The sequence below is a fragment of the Pseudomonadota bacterium genome, assembly GCA_039033415.1.
Taxonomy (GTDB): Bacteria; Pseudomonadota; Gammaproteobacteria; order Xanthomonadales; family SZUA-38; genus JANQOZ01.
Genome location: JBCCCR010000014.1, coordinates 112282 through 127569, shown reverse-complemented (window position 1 = coordinate 127569; position 15288 = coordinate 112282). Strand labels below are relative to the sequence as shown.

At 64.1% G+C, this 15288-nt stretch carries 16 protein-coding genes; 6 read left to right on the top strand and 10 right to left on the bottom strand.

What is annotated here, in order from left to right:
* Positions 1-3: 3 nt before the first annotated feature.
* Positions 4-405, bottom strand: a complete 402-nt coding sequence (locus AAF358_13275) for a CBS domain-containing protein (GenBank protein ID MEM7706526.1) — start codon at positions 403-405, stop codon at positions 4-6.
* Positions 406-562: 157 nt separating this feature from the next.
* Here AAF358_13275 and AAF358_13270 point away from each other — a divergent pair, with 157 nt between their 5' ends.
* Together AAF358_13270 and AAF358_13265 are read left to right on the top strand one after the other, a co-directional pair.
* A complete protein-coding gene (locus AAF358_13270) occupies positions 563-1852 on the top strand; it encodes a chondroitinase-B domain-containing protein (GenBank protein ID MEM7706525.1) in 1290 nt (429 codons plus the stop codon).
* A 16-nt stretch (positions 1853-1868) separates the two neighbouring features.
* The gene (locus AAF358_13265; GenBank protein MEM7706524.1) at positions 1869-2423 is read left to right on the top strand and encodes a hypothetical protein; all 555 of its coding nucleotides are present in this window, start codon (positions 1869-1871) and stop codon (positions 2421-2423) included.
* Positions 2424-2439: 16 nt separating this feature from the next.
* Here the strand turns inward: AAF358_13265 and AAF358_13260 are convergent, their stop codons facing one another.
* The 8 genes from AAF358_13260 to AAF358_13225 form a co-directional block, all read right to left on the bottom strand.
* Positions 2440-4008, bottom strand: a complete 1569-nt coding sequence (locus AAF358_13260) for a diguanylate cyclase (protein MEM7706523.1) — start codon at positions 4006-4008, stop codon at positions 2440-2442.
* Between the two features lie 156 nt (positions 4009-4164).
* Positions 4165-5043 (bottom strand): 4-hydroxybenzoate octaprenyltransferase, encoded by an 879-nt coding sequence (gene ubiA / locus AAF358_13255; GenBank protein ID MEM7706522.1) that lies wholly within the window; start codon positions 5041-5043, stop codon positions 4165-4167.
* Positions 5044-5080: 37 nt separating this feature from the next.
* Positions 5081-7171: an ATP-dependent DNA helicase RecG gene (recG, locus tag AAF358_13250; protein MEM7706521.1), complete on the bottom strand. Its 2091-nt coding sequence runs from the start codon at positions 7169-7171 to the stop codon at positions 5081-5083.
* 13 nt (positions 7172-7184) lie between these two features.
* On the bottom strand, positions 7185-7568 hold the full coding sequence (locus tag AAF358_13245; GenBank protein MEM7706520.1) for a RidA family protein: 384 nt from the start codon (positions 7566-7568) through the stop codon (positions 7185-7187).
* A 41-nt stretch (positions 7569-7609) separates the two neighbouring features.
* Positions 7610-9778 carry a bifunctional (p)ppGpp synthetase/guanosine-3',5'-bis(diphosphate) 3'-pyrophosphohydrolase gene (locus tag AAF358_13240; protein MEM7706519.1) on the bottom strand — a complete coding sequence of 723 codons (2169 nt, stop codon included), beginning with the start codon at positions 9776-9778 and terminating at the stop codon, positions 7610-7612.
* Positions 9779-9808: 30 nt separating this feature from the next.
* Positions 9809-10081, bottom strand: a complete 273-nt coding sequence (gene rpoZ, locus AAF358_13235; protein ID MEM7706518.1) for a DNA-directed RNA polymerase subunit omega — start codon at positions 10079-10081, stop codon at positions 9809-9811.
* Between the two features lie 112 nt (positions 10082-10193).
* Positions 10194-10820: a guanylate kinase gene (gmk, locus tag AAF358_13230; protein MEM7706517.1), complete on the bottom strand. Its 627-nt coding sequence runs from the start codon at positions 10818-10820 to the stop codon at positions 10194-10196.
* A complete protein-coding gene (locus AAF358_13225; GenBank protein MEM7706516.1) occupies positions 10813-11679 on the bottom strand; it encodes a YicC/YloC family endoribonuclease in 867 nt (288 codons plus the stop codon). The genes gmk and AAF358_13225 overlap by 8 nt, the downstream gene beginning before the upstream one ends.
* A gap of 83 nt (positions 11680-11762) precedes the next feature.
* On the opposite strand from AAF358_13225, the gene rph reads away from it, so the two are divergent.
* The 4 genes from rph to AAF358_13205 are packed head-to-tail and all read left to right on the top strand — an operon-like array spanning position 11763 to position 14462.
* A complete protein-coding gene (gene rph / locus AAF358_13220) occupies positions 11763-12500 on the top strand; it encodes a ribonuclease PH (GenBank protein ID MEM7706515.1) in 738 nt (245 codons plus the stop codon).
* Between the two features lie 10 nt (positions 12501-12510).
* Positions 12511-13113, top strand: a complete 603-nt coding sequence (rdgB, locus tag AAF358_13215; GenBank protein ID MEM7706514.1) for an RdgB/HAM1 family non-canonical purine NTP pyrophosphatase — start codon at positions 12511-12513, stop codon at positions 13111-13113.
* A 25-nt stretch (positions 13114-13138) separates the two neighbouring features.
* Positions 13139-14290, top strand: coding sequence for a radical SAM family heme chaperone HemW (gene hemW / locus AAF358_13210; protein MEM7706513.1), 1152 nt, complete (start codon positions 13139-13141; stop codon positions 14288-14290).
* Positions 14283-14462, top strand: a complete 180-nt coding sequence (locus tag AAF358_13205) for a CPXCG motif-containing cysteine-rich protein (protein MEM7706512.1) — start codon at positions 14283-14285, stop codon at positions 14460-14462. The genes hemW and AAF358_13205 overlap by 8 nt, the downstream gene beginning before the upstream one ends.
* 33 nt (positions 14463-14495) lie before the next feature.
* Here AAF358_13205 and AAF358_13200 read toward each other — a convergent pair whose 3' ends face one another.
* Positions 14496-15179, bottom strand: coding sequence for a hypothetical protein (locus tag AAF358_13200; GenBank protein ID MEM7706511.1), 684 nt, complete (start codon positions 15177-15179; stop codon positions 14496-14498).
* Between the last annotated feature and the right edge of the window lie 109 nt (positions 15180-15288).

Below are 15288 nucleotides of genomic sequence, written 5' to 3'. Positions count from 1 at the left end.
GCTTCAGGCGGCAAGTCGGGCCACGATGTCACGCCAGCTGACGATACCCACCGGCCGATTGCGCTTGTTGACAACCGGCAGGCAGGACACCCCGCGTTCGTTGAACAGCTTTACGGCGTCCCTGACCGTGTCGTTGGGACCGAGCGACACCGGGTCGCGCACCATAATCTGGTGGACCCGCTTATTGAGCGTATCCAGGTCGCTGCGGGTTTCCGCTGCGGTTCCCACCCGATGGCTGATCGACTTGAGCAGGTCCCGGTCCGACAGGACGCCCCGCAAGACGCCGTGGCGTACCACCAGCAGATGATGGAACTTCAGTTCAAGAAACAGGGTTCGAACCTGGTCCAGCGTGTCGTCCATATCGATGGTGACGGGCGGCGAACTCATCAGTTGCCCAATCTTCATCGTGGTCACCCGGCTTGCCTGAGGTTTCCTTTCATACGTCGGCTCCGGTATCGCATACTTGAGGGTGAGCGGCGCGGCGAGCTGGCCGCGCTACGCTTACCTGGATCTGAGACGGTATCGGCAGTTGTCCCGTCTCAAACAGAGCAAGATGAAGCTCATGAAACCGTCTTTCGTACGCAATTTGCTTTGTCGTCAGCCGGACTGGCTGACGGTATGCCTGCTCTTGGCCTTGGGCGGCGCGGGTCACGCGGGCGTTGCGGTCGACAGCGTCACGGGCCTCACCGACGCGATTGCCAACGCGCAGCCGGGGGACACGATCACCATCGCCCCGGGGCGTTACCGCATCGCGGCTACACGCATCAGCGTGAACGTACCCGGCACGTCGACGCAGCCCATCACGGTGCGGGCCCAGGCGCTTGGGCAGGTGCAGATCGTGTGGGACAGCGCCGGCAGTTTTGTCGAAGGATTTCTGATCAGTGCGCCCTGGTGGCGTTTTGAGAACCTGGATATCGAAGGCATCTGCGTCAACGACTCCGACTGTGAGCACGCGTTCCACGTCGTCGGCGACGCTGACTTTACGGTCATCCGCAACAACCGCCTGCACGGCTTCAATGCGATGCTCAAGGCGAACCAGACCGGCGGCCAGTTTCCGGATGACGTGCTGGTGGAAGGCAACGAGTTGTTCAACGCCAGTTCGCGCAACACCGCCAATCCCGTCACGCCCATCGACGTGGTCGGCGGTCGCCGCTGGATTCTGCGCTCGAATACGATCTACGACTTTGCGAAAGCCGGTGGTAACCAGATCAGCTACGCGGCTTTCCTGAAGGGCAACTCGAAGGATGGTGTGATCGAACGGAATTTGGTGATGTGTGAGCGCTTTCACTCGGGCCAGATCCGCCTCGGCCTGTCTTTCGGCGGCGGCGGTTCCGGTCCGCCAGGGATCTGCGAGGAAAACACCTGCACGCCCGAGCATGAGGGCGGCATCATGCGCAATAACCTGATCATCAACTGTCCGGCAGACGTCGGCATCTATCTTAACGAAGCCGCTGACTCTGAGGTTCACCACAACACGCTGTTCAACAATACCGGTATCGACGTGCGCTTCGCCGCCAGCAACGTTGACCTCCGCAACAATCTGTTGATGGGTCAGATTCGCAATCGCGATCAGGGAGTCAGTAGCGAGCAGGGTAATCTCGAGAACGTTTCCCTGACCGATATGCGGGCATGGTTTGTCGATCCGGATAACGCGGATTTTGCCCTGCTGGACGGCAGCGCGTTCCTCGATCAAGGGCAGCCCGTCCTATCTGTGCCCGAAGACTTTTGTGGCCGGCCGCGCGACGACGGCGCGCCCGACCTGGGCGCGCTGGAGTATGGCGGATTGTCACTTTGCATCACGAGCGCCGGTGGTGGTCTTGGGGATCAGGTGTTCCGCGACGGCTTTGAGTAGCGCAAACGCGCCTGCCATGGATCAACGCCAACAGGAGCTGACCCGCGAATACCGGCGTTTGCTGAGCCGGACCGGCGAGGAGCGCCGCTGGCCAACCGTCGATTTTCATCCTCACCACGAGGGTGGCGACCATGTGCAGTGCAACGATGACGGCAGCTGGTCGCTGGTCAACAGCTCTCGCGGCCATGTCCATGAAACCCGTCGCTATACGGACCGCCACGAGCTTTTGTTCACCCTCTGCGCAGCGGCTTGCTGGCGCGCGGCCCGCGAGGATGTTGAGGCGTCACGCGATACGCACGTCGACAAACTCAACAACCTTTTGCATGGTCGCCAACGCGAGCTGCTGGAGCGGATCGATGAAGACTGGTCGCGTCGATCGCAAAAGGAATGGGCAACATGGACTCGATCGAGGAATCGCCAGCGGCAGCTGGACGAGGTTACCGGGCCGCGGTTTCACTTTCCGCCGTGGGCCGAATATGTGGGTTTCATCGTCTTCGCGCTGGGGATGATCTACCTGGTCTACCTCACTCGAACGTGGCCCGAATGGCCTTTCGCGGACTGGTTCAGCTAGGAGGCGTCAAGCGTTTTCAGGCGGAAGCCTCGACGGGGTGAGTTGCCTTCTGACAGCAGCCGACCTGGTTTCTGCCGGTTTGTTTCGCCAGGTAGAGGCCGTTGTCCGCCATCTGCAGCGCGTCCTCGATGCTGCCCATCTCGGCGGTGAATCTGCTGACTCCCAGGCTGGCGGTGATTTTGAGCGCCTGCCCCTCGTGCTCAAGGGACATTCGTTCGACGCCCTCGCGGGTGCGCTGCGCAAACTCCAGCGCCTGCTCAACGTTGGTATCCGGCAACAGACAAACAAACTCCTCGCCGCCCAGCCTGGCGACGAGGTCGATGCCGTCCCGCACGCCGTGACGCATTGCGGCGGCCAGGCTCACCAGCACTGCATCCCCTGCCGCGTGGCCGTGACGGTCGTTGATTTTTTTGAAGAAATCGATGTCCAGCATCACCACGCTCAGGGCGCTGCGGTTGCGGCGGCAGCGGGCAATTTCCCGCTTGGCGGTATCCATAAAGGCGCGGCGATTGGCCAGGCCCGTCAGCGGGTCGGTGGTCGCAAGCAGCGCGAGTTTGGCGTTCGCATCCTTGTTGGCTTTGATCTGCTGCCGGAGTTCCGCCGTGCGGTCCTTGACCGCCCGCTCCAGCGATTGACGTTCGGAGTCGAGGGCTGAGAGGGCGCGCTTGCGTTCGGCCGTGCTGGCGTGGAGCACAAGGCTCGTGCACATCGCGACCAGACCGTAGAGCTGGACCGCCAGGAAAGCGCTTTCCGAGGCGTCGCCGGTGGCGGACAGCGTGAGCGCCAGCGAGCCGATCACGGTGACGGTGAGCAGCAGCATGCTCGACGGCGTGTGGCTGCGTAGCGCAAGCCATACGCACAGCGGCATCGTCAGCAGCACCGTTGGGTATTGGCCGAGGCCGTCGGGCATGTAGCCCGTCGCCAGATAGAGCAGCGCTAGTGACGCGGCGCAGACCAGCGTGGGCAGCCAGGTTTGTCGGGCCAGCATGGTCCAAAATCCCCGTCGGATACGCCGCCAGCTGCCGAACACCGCAAGTAGCGCCGGGGCCACCAGCACGGCACCGGTGAGGTCTGAAAAGAACCAGCGCCAGCCGACCTGGGTGAGCAGCTCAGCGGGGAGGCGGTACGCAAAGAAAATCACGATCACGCCCAGCGAAGCGGCGATGACGCTCATGCTGAAGGCCAGCACCACCACCAGCTTGACCACGCCACCCACCGTTTTCATCGGATTTTTGGGCCCGCCTACCCGGCGGTAGAGAGCGGCACCGAGCACGCAGGCGAGCGCGTTGCCTGTGCCTGTCAGCAAATAAAAGATGAGGTGTTCACCCTGAAATGCCAGCGTGTAGGCAAAGCTGGCGCCGGCGATAAACGGCAACGACCAAACGCCATAGTAGATGGCCATCGCCACGCCAAAACCGGCCGCCGGCCAAATCGCCACGACGCCGTTGCTCGCAAAGCCGAGGGCAAACGACGCAATGATCGTCAGCCACATGCACACGCCCTGCAGCGCCATGGCCCAGGGTCGGCCGACGCGCAGCAGTTGGCTGCGGTTAGGGGGCGTGCGCGGGTTTACAGCGGCTTCCACGACCATTCAAAGACTTCCGAGGGAAACGAGCCAGCAACGGAGCTAAGAACGGCTGTTCGATCCGTTTTCTTTAGCCCGGTGGGTCGTCCTTTCTCGACGGTGGGAGGCCGCCGGGCCGCAGGGCTCAACCTGGGACGGGCCGGTCGGGATGCGGGGTCAGCTGAGGCGCGTGGTCTGCAGGAAGATGCCGAGAAAGACCGCCATCCCCAGCCACTGGTTGTTCAGAAAGGCGCGGAAGCACGCCTCGGGCTCGCGGTCTCTGATCAGCCACTGCTGATAAGCGCAAAGCCCGGCCGCCACCGCCACGCTGGTGAAGTACACCGCCCCAAAGCCCTGCTGGGTTCCGATCATGGTCAGCGTGCTCAGCAGCAGCAGCTGGAGCAGGCCCACCGCAGCGCGGTCCATGTCGCCCAGAGCGATCGCGATGCTCTTGATACCGGCCTTGCGGTCCTCGGGCCGGTCGGCCATCGCGTACATGGTGTCGTAGGCGATGGTCAGCAGTACCGCCGCGAGAAATATCAGCCAGGCCATCCTAGGGACGGTCCCGGTCTGGGCCGCAAAAGCCATGGGTATGGCCCAGCCAAAAGCCGCTCCAAGCACCAGCTGGGGCAGGTGGGTAACCCGCTTCATAAAGGGATAAACGCCGGCCAGCGCGGCGCCGGCTACCGACATCGCGATGGTCAGCGGATTGGTCAGCAATACCAGCCCAAACGCGACGATGCACAGGGCCACAAATACCGTGATCGCCTCCCGGCCGGTGAGCTCACCCGTTGCCAGCGGTCGATCGGCAGTCCTTGCCACCGCACCGTCGACCTTGCGATCGGCAAAGTCGTTGATGGCACAGCCCGCCATTCGCATCAGCAGCGTGCCGAGCAGGAAGATGATCAGCACGTCGGTCTTAGGCCAGCCGTCCGCGGCTACCCAGAGCGCCCACAGGGTGGGCCAGAGCAGCAGGTAAATGCCAATCGGCCGGTGGAGCCGGGTCAGGCGCGCCACTGCCCGGCGTTTGTCGGGGTTGGTCAGGAGGTAGAACATGACAGGTCGCCAGTTTAGCCCAGGCTCAAATCCGGGGTCAGACGTCCGCGTACTCTGACGCACGGCCGATCCAGCGGTCCACCAGCTCCTGCGCGTGCTCTGGCCAGGCTTCCAGCATCCGATCTGCGCCCTGGCCCACCGAAGGCAGGAGCGCACGGTCGCGGGAGAGGTCGGCAATCCGAAACTGGGCCTCGCCGGTCTGCCGGGTGCCCAACACCTCGCCGGGGCCCCGGAGCTCCAGGTCTTTGCGAGCGATCTCAAAGCCGTCGTTGGTTTCGCGCATGACGTTCAGCCGCTGGCGGGCCATGCTGCTGAGCGGCGGCTGATACAGCAGCACACAGGACGAGGCGTCGCCGCCCCGGCCAACCCGACCTCGGAGCTGATGCAGCTGCGACAGGCCCAGCCGTTCGGCGTTTTCGATAATCATCAGGGTGGCCTCGGGCACGTCGACCCCAACCTCGATCACGGTCGTTGCCACCAGCACCTGGAGCTGCCCGTCTTTAAACTCCCCCATCACGGCGTCTTTTTCCGCCGCCTTGAGGCGCCCGTGAATCAGGCCAACCGCGAGGTCGGGCAGGGCGGACGTCAGCGACTCGGCCAGATCGGAGGCGGCTTCAGCCTGGAGCGCTTCCGACTCTTCGATGATGGTGCAGACCCAATAAACGCGCTGGCCGCCGGCGCAGGCGGCGCGGACCCGTTCGATCAGCACATCGCGTTTGCTGTTGCTCATGGCGACGGTGGTGATCGGGATTCGTCCGGGCGGCAGCTCGTCGATCGTTGAGATGTCCAGGTCAGCGTAGGCGGTCATCGCCAGCGTCCGAGGAATGGGCGTGGCGGTCATGATCAGCTGGTGTGGCGAGTTGTCGACACCGCCGCCCTTCGCGCGCAGCGCCATTCGCTGATCCACCCCAAAGCGGTGCTGCTCGTCGATCACAACCAGGCCAAGCTGACGATATTCGACGCCCGCCTGCATCAGCGCATGGGTACCCACAATCAGATCCGCATCGCCGCTGACGGACTCAAGCGCCTCGGTGCGTTGCTTGCCCCGAAGCCGGCCGGTCAGCCAGATCACCTTCACGCTCAAGGGCTCAAGCAGCGCCTTCAGGCCGCTGAAATGCTGCTCGGACAGCAGCTCGGTCGGGGCGGCGAGCGCCACCTGGTGGCCGGCATCGATGGCCTGCGCAGCCGCCGCGGCGGCGACCACGGTTTTGCCAGAGCCTACGTCGCCCTGCAGCAGCCGAAGGGTTGGCCGGGGCTGCGCCAGATCGGCGCCAATCTCGCGGATCACCCGCTGCTGGGCGCCGGTGAGCGTAAACGGGAGCGACTGGACGAGCTGGTCTCGCAGCCCGCTGTCGGCGGCCATAACGGGCGCGCTGCGGCTGCGTTCACTTTCTCGCCGCAGCCGCAGGCTGAGCCGGTGGGCGAGCAGCTCCTGAAACGCCAGCGCCTGCTGCAGAGGGTGTGCTCCCTCGGCCAGGGCCTCCACGTCCGCCTCCGGCGGCGGCTGATGCACATACCGCAGCGCCTCGTTGAGTGACGCGCCGGCGTCGACCGGTGCGCCACCGACCACCTCAGCCGGCAGCGGCGCCAGAGAAACCTCGTCCAGCCGCTTCAGCGCCTCGGGCACCAGCTTGCGCAGGAGCTTCTGCGACACGCCGTCTCCCGAGGGATAATGGGGTGTGAGCGCCGTTGCCAGCGGGCCACATTCGTCGACCCGGCGGTATTCGGGGTGGATCATTTCCAGGCCACGCTGGCCCGCACGCACCTCACCGTAGCAGCGAAAGGCGGTGCCGGTTTTTAGCTGATTGAGCTGCGAGCGGAAGAAGTTAAACAATCGCATGGTGAGCCGCCCCGAACCGTCGCCGAGCGTCCACAGCAGCATCGGCTTGCGGCCCCACACGATGCGGCTGTTGATGACCTCACCCTCAACCTGGGCCAGCTGCCCAGGTCGCAGCTCGCCAAGCGGCCAGATCCGCGTCCGGTCCTCGTAGCGCAGCGGGAGATGAAACAGGAGGTCTGAGACCTGCTCGAGCCCGAGTCGGGCCAGCTTTTCAGCGACCTTGGGCCCAACGCCCTTCAGCGCGGTGAGCGGATCGTCCAGCTCGCCAGGGGATTTGCCTTGGCTCATGCCGTGGATCTTTCTAGTCCAGAACGAGCACCGCGTCCACTTCCACCGCTGCGCCTTTTGGCAGCTCCGAGACGCCGAGCGCCGCGCGGGCTGGAAAGGGCTCGGAAAAGTACTGACCCATAACGTCGTTAAGCTCAGCAAAATGGCTGAGATCGGTCAGAAACACGTTGAGCTTGGCAATATGGGCGAGGCTGCCGCCAGCCGCCTCACAGACGGCGGTGAGGTTTTTGAACGCCTGATGGGCCTGGGCCGCAAAGTCACCCTCCACCAGGGTCATGCTGGCCGGATCGAGCGGAATCTGCCCCGACAGGTAAACTGTTTGGCCACATTTCACCGCTTGGCTGTAAGTGCCGATGGCGGCGGGGGCGGCGGGGGTTTGAATAATTTCTCGACTCATGAGCTGCTCGCGCAAAGGGGTGATGGGTAAGTCGGAGAACTTTAGTTGCGTTCCCGATGGACCGCCAGCACCACGGGGGAGTTTTTGATGCGGCGCATGACGCGCGCCAGGTGTTTACGGCCGGCCACCGAAATCGTGAACTCCAGCTGGCTGGCCTCGCCGTCACGCTCCTGGTTGGCCACCTGCTCGATGTTGGTATTGGTCTCGGAGATGGCGGCCGCAACGGTCGCCAGGGCGCCAGGCCGGTTCTTGGAGTCGACTCTCAGCGTGACGCTGAATAGGCCCTTTTCTTCCGGGTCCCAGGCGACGTCCAGCAGGCGGTCGGGGAACTTCCGAAACTCACGGACGTTGGCGCAGCTAATGCGGTGCACGACGATCCCCTTGCCGGCGCTGATATAACCGATCACCCGGTCCCCCGGGATGGGGTGGCAGCATTTGCCGTAGCTGACCACGTTGCCCTCCAGCCCGGTCAGCAGCAGCGCTTCTTCGGTTAGATCCTCGTCTGACGAATCCCCGCCGCTATCCATGTCCTCGGTCAGGCGCCGGGCCACAATCGCGGGAATGCGGTTGCCCAGGGCCAGGTCGGCCAGCAGGTCCTCCAGGTGCTGGAGCTTCGCCTCCTCGAGATAGGCGTTCAGCTGTTGTTCGCTGATGGCGTCCAGCGAGACGCCTCGGGCGACCAGCGCCTTGTCCAGGATCCGATGGCCCACCCGCACGGCGTCAGCGCGCGCCAGCCCTTTCAGGTGATGGCGAATGGCCGTCCGGGCTTTGCTGGTGACCACAAAATCGAGCCAGCTGGCCCGCGGCTCGGCGGAGGGGGCTGTCACCACCTTGATGGTCTGGCCACTCTCGATTCGGTAATGCAGGGGCCGCACGGCCTTGTCGACCCACGCGTGCGTGGCCGTGAGGCCTACCTGCGTGTGAACGGCGAAGGCAAAGTCGAGCACGGTCGAGTTGCGCGGCAGCTCCTTGATCGCGCCGTTTGGTGTGAACACGTAGATCTCGTCGGGGAACAGGTCGACCTTCAGGTGTTCCAGAAACTCAACGGAGTCGCCGGCGGTGCGCTGCATGTCCAGCACCTGCATCAGCCACTGCCGCGCCCGACTGGTGGTGGCGGCCTGCTGATCGTCGTTTTCTTTATAAATCCAGTGGGCCGCGATGCCGCGTTCCGCCACCGTATGCATCGCCTCGGTGCGGATCTGGATCTCCACCGGATCGCCGTAGGGCCCGAACAGCACCGTGTGAAGCGACTGATAGCCGTTGGACTTCGGAATCGCGATGTAGTCCTTAAAACTTCCGGTACGGGGTTTGTACAGGTTATGCACGACGCCCAGCACCTGATAACACTGGCTGACGCGCTCCACCACGATCCGGAAGCCGAGGATGTCTGAGACGTTCTTGAAGGTGCCGCCGCGACCGCGCATCTTTTGATAGATGCTGTAGGGCGTCTTAACCCGCGCCTCAACCCGGCACCGGATGCTGGCGCCGTTAAGCCGCTTGCGCAGCGCCCGCGCGATGATCGCTAACTTTTCCTGATTGCGACCTTCGGCGAGGCGCACATGATCGCGAATCACGCGGCTGCGCAGCGGATAGAGCGCCTGAAAGCCCAGCTCTTGCAGCTCGCGGCGAACGTTTTCCATCCCAAAGCGATTGGCGATCGGTGCGTAGACTTCGAGCGTTTCCAGAGCGATTCGACGGCGCGAATCTGGGGACATGGCGCCGATCGTCCGCATGTTGTGAAGCCGGTCAGCAAGCTTGATCAGGATGACCCGGATATCTCGGGACATGGCCATAAACATTTTGCGGAACGACTCCGCGGCGGCCATTTGACGTGTCGAGAAGTCGACCTTTTCGAGCTTGGTGACGCCGTCGACCAGCGCCGCAACCGTTCCGCCAAACTCTTCTTCCACCTGCTCGAGGGTCAGCGAGGTGTCCTCCACCGTGTCGTGCAGCAGCGCGGCGGCGATGGTGTCGTCGTCCATGGTCATACGAGCCAGGATCTCAGCCACCTCAATCGGATGGTGGATATAGGGCTCACCGCTTTTGCGGGTTTGCCCGGTGTGGGCTTTATGTGAGGTGAGGAAAGCGCGCTCGACGCGACGAACCTGACGGCGAGTCAGATATTTGAGCTGACGCCTCAGCGTGCGAAAAGCGTCCTCCGGACTGACGCCGGAGGCGGTTGTTGGATCAGGTGTTGCGGCCTGGGCCAAGGACGGACACTGCCGTTGAGGGCGACCCGATCAGGTGCCTTCCAGGGCCTCCCGCGTCGCTTCCGCGAGGGCTTCGGCTTCCATGATCTCCTGCTCGCGCTTTTCGAGCTCCTCGAGCGTGCGGGCATTGACCTCCCCGCCGGCGATCTCGCGCAGCGCGATGACGGTGGGTTTGTCGTTTTCCAACTCCACCAGCGGCTCAGCACCCTTGGTGATCTGACGGGCGCGGCGGGTTGCCAGCAGCACCAGTTCAAAGCGATTGTCGACCTGGTCGAGGCAATCTTCTACGGTAATTCGAGCCATAACAGCAATGTTCCTGAATATTCCTTGCCCTTTTCGGGCGCACAGCCTTCCGATTCTACGCGCCCGATGAGGCTATTGCCACCCGGGCCGCTCAGGGCCCACTAGCAGCCTGCTATCCTCCCAGCAGGTCTTCCAGCAGCGGCGCGAGCTTCGGGGTCTGCGCGGCGCGGCTCAGGCGGCAGGCGCGGATGATGGTTTTCAGCTGCTCCAGCGCCTTGTCGAACTCGTCGTTGACGACCAGGAAATCGAATTCATCCCAGTGGCGCATTTCGGCGACGGCCCCGGCCAGCCGGCGGGCGATCACTTCATCGCTGTCCTGCGCGCGGGACCGCAGCCGTTTTGCCAGCTCGGCGCGGGACGGCGGGAGAATAAAGATGGAGCGGGCGTTGGGGATGAGTTTCTTGGCCTGCTGTGCGCCCTGCCAGTCGATCTCCAGCACCAGGTCCAGCCCGCGTTCCGCGGCGCGCCGGACCTCCCCGCGGCTGCTGCCGTAGCCGTTGCCATGCACGTGGGCGTGTTCGAGAAACTCACCCTGATCCACCATGGCCTGATAGGTGGCCAGGTCGATGAAATGGTAGTGCTCGCCGTCTTTTTCCCCAGGTCTGGGATCGCGGGTGGTGTGTGAGATAGACATCACAATCCCGGGCGTTTCGCTGATGAGCGCGCGAACGAGCGACGTTTTGCCTGCGCCCGAGGGGGCCGCAACAATGAATACCCGACCGGCGCCCTCGTCACTCAATGTTCTGCACCTGCTCCCGCATTTGCTCGATGAGCACCTTTAAGTCCACCGACCATTGAGTGGTTCGCTGATCGATCGACTTGGCGCCCAGCGTATTGGCCTCTCGGTGCAGCTCCTGCATCAGAAAATCCAGCCGTCGCCCCACCGGCTTACTCGCCTTGAGCTGGCGCTCGACTTCCGCGACATGGCCGGTCAGCCGATCGAGCTCTTCGTCGACGTCCATCCGCTGGAGCAACAGAGCCACCTCCTGCTCCAGCCGATCCGAGTCGAGCTGCTGGGTCAGCTGCTCAACCTTTTCATGAAGGCGATCGGACAGGCGTTGGCGGATCTCAGGAAGCGTTTCGCGCACGCTCTCAACAATCGGCTGGACCTGCCGGAGCCGCTCTTCGAGGGTTTCGGCCAGGCGCTGACCCTCGCGCTGGCGCATGGTTTTTAGATCGCCGAGCACGCGCTCGAGCAGCGCCTGAGCCGCCGCCGCCAACGCACCGAGGTCGGGATCGGGGTCCTGGACGACCCCCGGCCAGCGGAGATAGTCCAGGTCGGAAGCCCTCGGCGTATCGGAGACCACGGATCGGGTTTGGGCTGCCAGTTCGGCCAGGTTGCTGAGCAGCGCCTGGTTGAGCTGCATGCTGGCCTTGGTGTCGTTGGCTCCGCGCCGAAAGCGCAGGGACAGATCCACCTTGCCCCGGCCAAGCTGCTCGCCGAGGGTTTCGCGAAAGCCGGGCTCCAGGCCGCGGAGCTCTTCGGGCAGGCGGATGAACAGCTCAAGGTACCGGTGATTCAAGCTCCGCAACTCCAGCGTGAGATGGCCCCAGGGCGTATCCTCGCTGCCGGTCGCAAACGCGGTCATGCTGTACATGGTGGTTTTCACAGCGCGAAAACGGCAATGGTAAACTCATCGCTCAGCTGAACAAAACCCGTCTCAAGGACCGACCCCCAGCAATGAATGACCAGCCACCGACCATCCGACCCAGCGGTCGACAGCCCGACGAGCTGCGCGCCGTATCGCTGCAGCGGCACTTCACGAAACATGCGGAAGGCTCGGTCCTCGTGAGCACCGGAGACACGCGGGTCCTGTGTACCGCATCGGTCGAAGACCGCGTGCCGCCCTGGCTGCGGGGCAAAGGCCGCGGTTGGGTGACCGCCGAATACGGCATGCTGCCGCGCTCGACCGGCACCCGCACGGGCCGGGAGGCGGCGCGCGGAAAGCAGGGCGGTCGGACCCTGGAAATCCAGCGCCTGATCGGCCGCTCGCTGCGGGCCGTGGTGGACCTCGCGGCGCTCGGTGAGCGAACCATCACGCTCGACTGCGATGTGCTGCAGGCGGACGGCGGCACGCGGACCGCATCGATTACCGGGGCGTTTGTGGCGCTGGTTGACGCCTGCCGTTCGCTCGAAAAGAGCCGGCAGCTCAAGGCGAGTCCGATCCACGGGAGCATCGCGGCCGTGTCGGTGGGCATCTACAAAAACACCCCGGTCCTGGACCTGGACTACGCCGAGGACTCCAACGCCGAAACGGACCTCAATCTGGTCATGAACGACGCCGGCGCAATCGTCGAGATTCAGGGTACGGCAGAGGGTCACGCCTTTCGCCGGGACGAGCTGGACGCGATGCTGAATCTCGGCGAGCTGGGCATCAGTCGGCTCGTGGAGCTGCAGCGCGCGGCGCTGGCCGAGTGAGGTGCCGGCGGTGACTGGCCGCACCTGGGTGCTGGCCACCGGCAACGCGGGCAAAGTTCGAGAGTTCAATCAGCGCTTCGCGGAGAGTGACGTCACCTTCCGCGCCCAAAGCGAGTTTGGCCTCAGCGGCGTTGACGAAACCGGCGCAACATTCGTGGAAAACGCCATCCTGAAGGCGCGCGCAGCGTGTGAGGCCAGCGGCCTGCCGGCGCTGGCTGACGATTCAGGGTTGCGCGTCCCGGCCCTGGGTGGCGCGCCTGGCGTTCACTCCGCCCGTTTTGCCGGTGAGAACGCCAGCGACGCGGACAACAACCGGCTGCTGATCCAGAAGCTGGAAGGCGTCGAGGATCGGCGGGCGGAGTTCTGCTGCGCCCTGGTGCTGCTGCGCAGCGCCGCGGATCCACTGCCACTGATCGTGCAGGCAACGTGGGCAGGTACGCTCATCGATTCACCGCGTGGTCGGGGTGGCTTCGGCTACGACCCGCTGTTTGAGGTTGGCGGCGGGAATGTCACCAGCGCGGAGCTGACCGCGGAGACCAAAAACCGGCTGAGCCACCGCGGGCAGGCGATCGATCAGCTGCTTGCATTGCTGGCTTCGTCGTCGGGCGGCTAACCGGGCTGCCGCCGGGTTCAGGCCCATGTTCAACGGACTTCCGCCGCTCAGCCTTTATATCCACCTGCCGTGGTGCGTGCGCAAGTGTCCCTACTGCGACTTCAACTCTCACCAGCTGAAAGGTGACGCACCGACGACGGATTATGTCGAGGCGCTCCTGACTGACCTGGAGGCGGATCTGCCCCGGGTTTGGGGGCGCACGGTCAGCACCATATTTATCGGCGGCGGCACGCCAAGCCTGTTTCCGGCCAAAGACATCGAACGGCTGCTGAGTGGAGTGGCGGCGCGGATTGCGATCAGGCCTGGGGCTGAGGTGACGATGGAGGCGAACCCCGGGACCCTGGAAAGCGGCCCGCTGGCTGACTACCGAGCGGCGGGCGTGACGCGGCTGTCGCTGGGTATCCAGAGTTTCAACGACCGGCTGCTGGAAAAAATTGGCCGGATCCACAGCGCCGACTGCGCCGAGCAGGCGGTTCGGGAGGCGCTAAAGGTGGGCTTTGAGGGCATCAATATCGACCTGATGTTCGGCCTGCCGGGGCAAACCACAGCCGAAATGGTGGCGGACCTGGAGCGCGCGCTCGCGCTCGATCCGGGCCACATTTCCCACTATCAGCTGACGCTGGAACCCAATACGCTGTTCCACCGCACGCCGCCGGCGAAGCTGCCCGATGCGGACCTGTCGTGGGAAATGACGGAGCAGGCTCATCAGCTTCTCGCGGATGCCGGCTACGAGCGATACGAGGTGTCGGCTTTTGCCCGGCCCGGTCAAGCCTGCCAGCACAACCTGAACTACTGGCGCTTCGGCGATTATCTGGGCATCGGCGCGGGCGCCCACGGCAAAATCACGAGCGCCGCCGAGGGTTCGGTGAAGCGCCTGGTTAAGCAGCGCCATCCGGCCACGTATCTCGCTGGCCCGGAGCGGGTCATCCAGACAACCACGCTCGGCCCCGACGACCTCGTATTCGAATTCATGCTCGGGGCGCTGCGGCTAAGAGCAGGCGTTGCGGTCAGCGACTTTACCCGGCGCACGGGGCTGACGATGGCGCAGCTTGAGCCGGAGCTCCACATCGGTGTCGAGAAGGGGTGGCTCAACGTCGACGCCGAACGGATAGCGCCCAGCGAGCTGGGGTATCAATATCTCAATGACGTTCAGGGGCTGTTTCTGCGCGATGTTTGAGCAGCTCAGCGAGCGAGATATCCAGTGTCCTTACTGCTGGGAAACCTTCACGATCTTTCTGGAGCCGGAGCTCGACCGGGACGAGCAGGTGATCGACTGCGAGGTGTGCTGCCGACCGATTGTCGTGCTGGCCGCGTTTGGACAGGTGTTGTCGGTCGACCGGGAAAGCTAAGTGCATGCCCTATAGCCACCTCCTCGACGCTTATTATTCGGTCCGTTTCCCAGTATCGACAAGGGCAGCAACCAGATAGGTCAACAGGTGCACACTGATCATCAGCTCCTGCACTTCCGCCAGCCGAATATCGAAAGGGGTCTGGCTCGCCGGGGCCCACAGCCCAGCCAGGCGCTCCGGCAGTCGGCTCAGCAGCACCGCCAGCCCGGCTGACGCGCAGGCGAGGCCGGGCAGCGCCCATTCCCAGGGGGCGCCAAGGGGTCTTCGACGTCCGCCGGCGCGGCGGCCTAGCGCCAGCAGCGCGCCGAACACCATCCAAAGCTCCAGGGCCAGACGGGGCTTCTGATCGAGCCAGCTGCTCATGTTGTGGAGATTGGTTTCCTGTTGATCGTTGAGTCGAGCGATGGCGTCGGGCGTTGACCAGCCCGCAAGGTGCTGACCCCAGCTAAGTTCTTCCCCGGCAAAATAGATACAGCCCGCGACGACGAGGGCGTACCAGAGTCGCTGGAGCGGCCGCGGGCGCGCTCGCTTCAGGAGCAGCGCACCGATCGCGATGGCGATGAGCAGCAGGACCACCGTCCCGAGCTCTATCGGACCCAGCTCGCCCATAAATCGGGCCCGAAACGTCTCCACCGGCAGCGAGGCCCGTGCCCCAAGAATGGTGAGCAGCAGCAGCCAGGGGAAAAGCTGCAGGGCCAGCAGAGAGGCGCGTTTCATGGGCGGATTGTAGCGCTTGCTGCGTTCCGCGTGTCGCGATAGACTAGCCGGCTTTGCCGCGTTGGGCTCAACGACAGCCCGAAGCGTCCACTTAAACAGCGCTATCGCT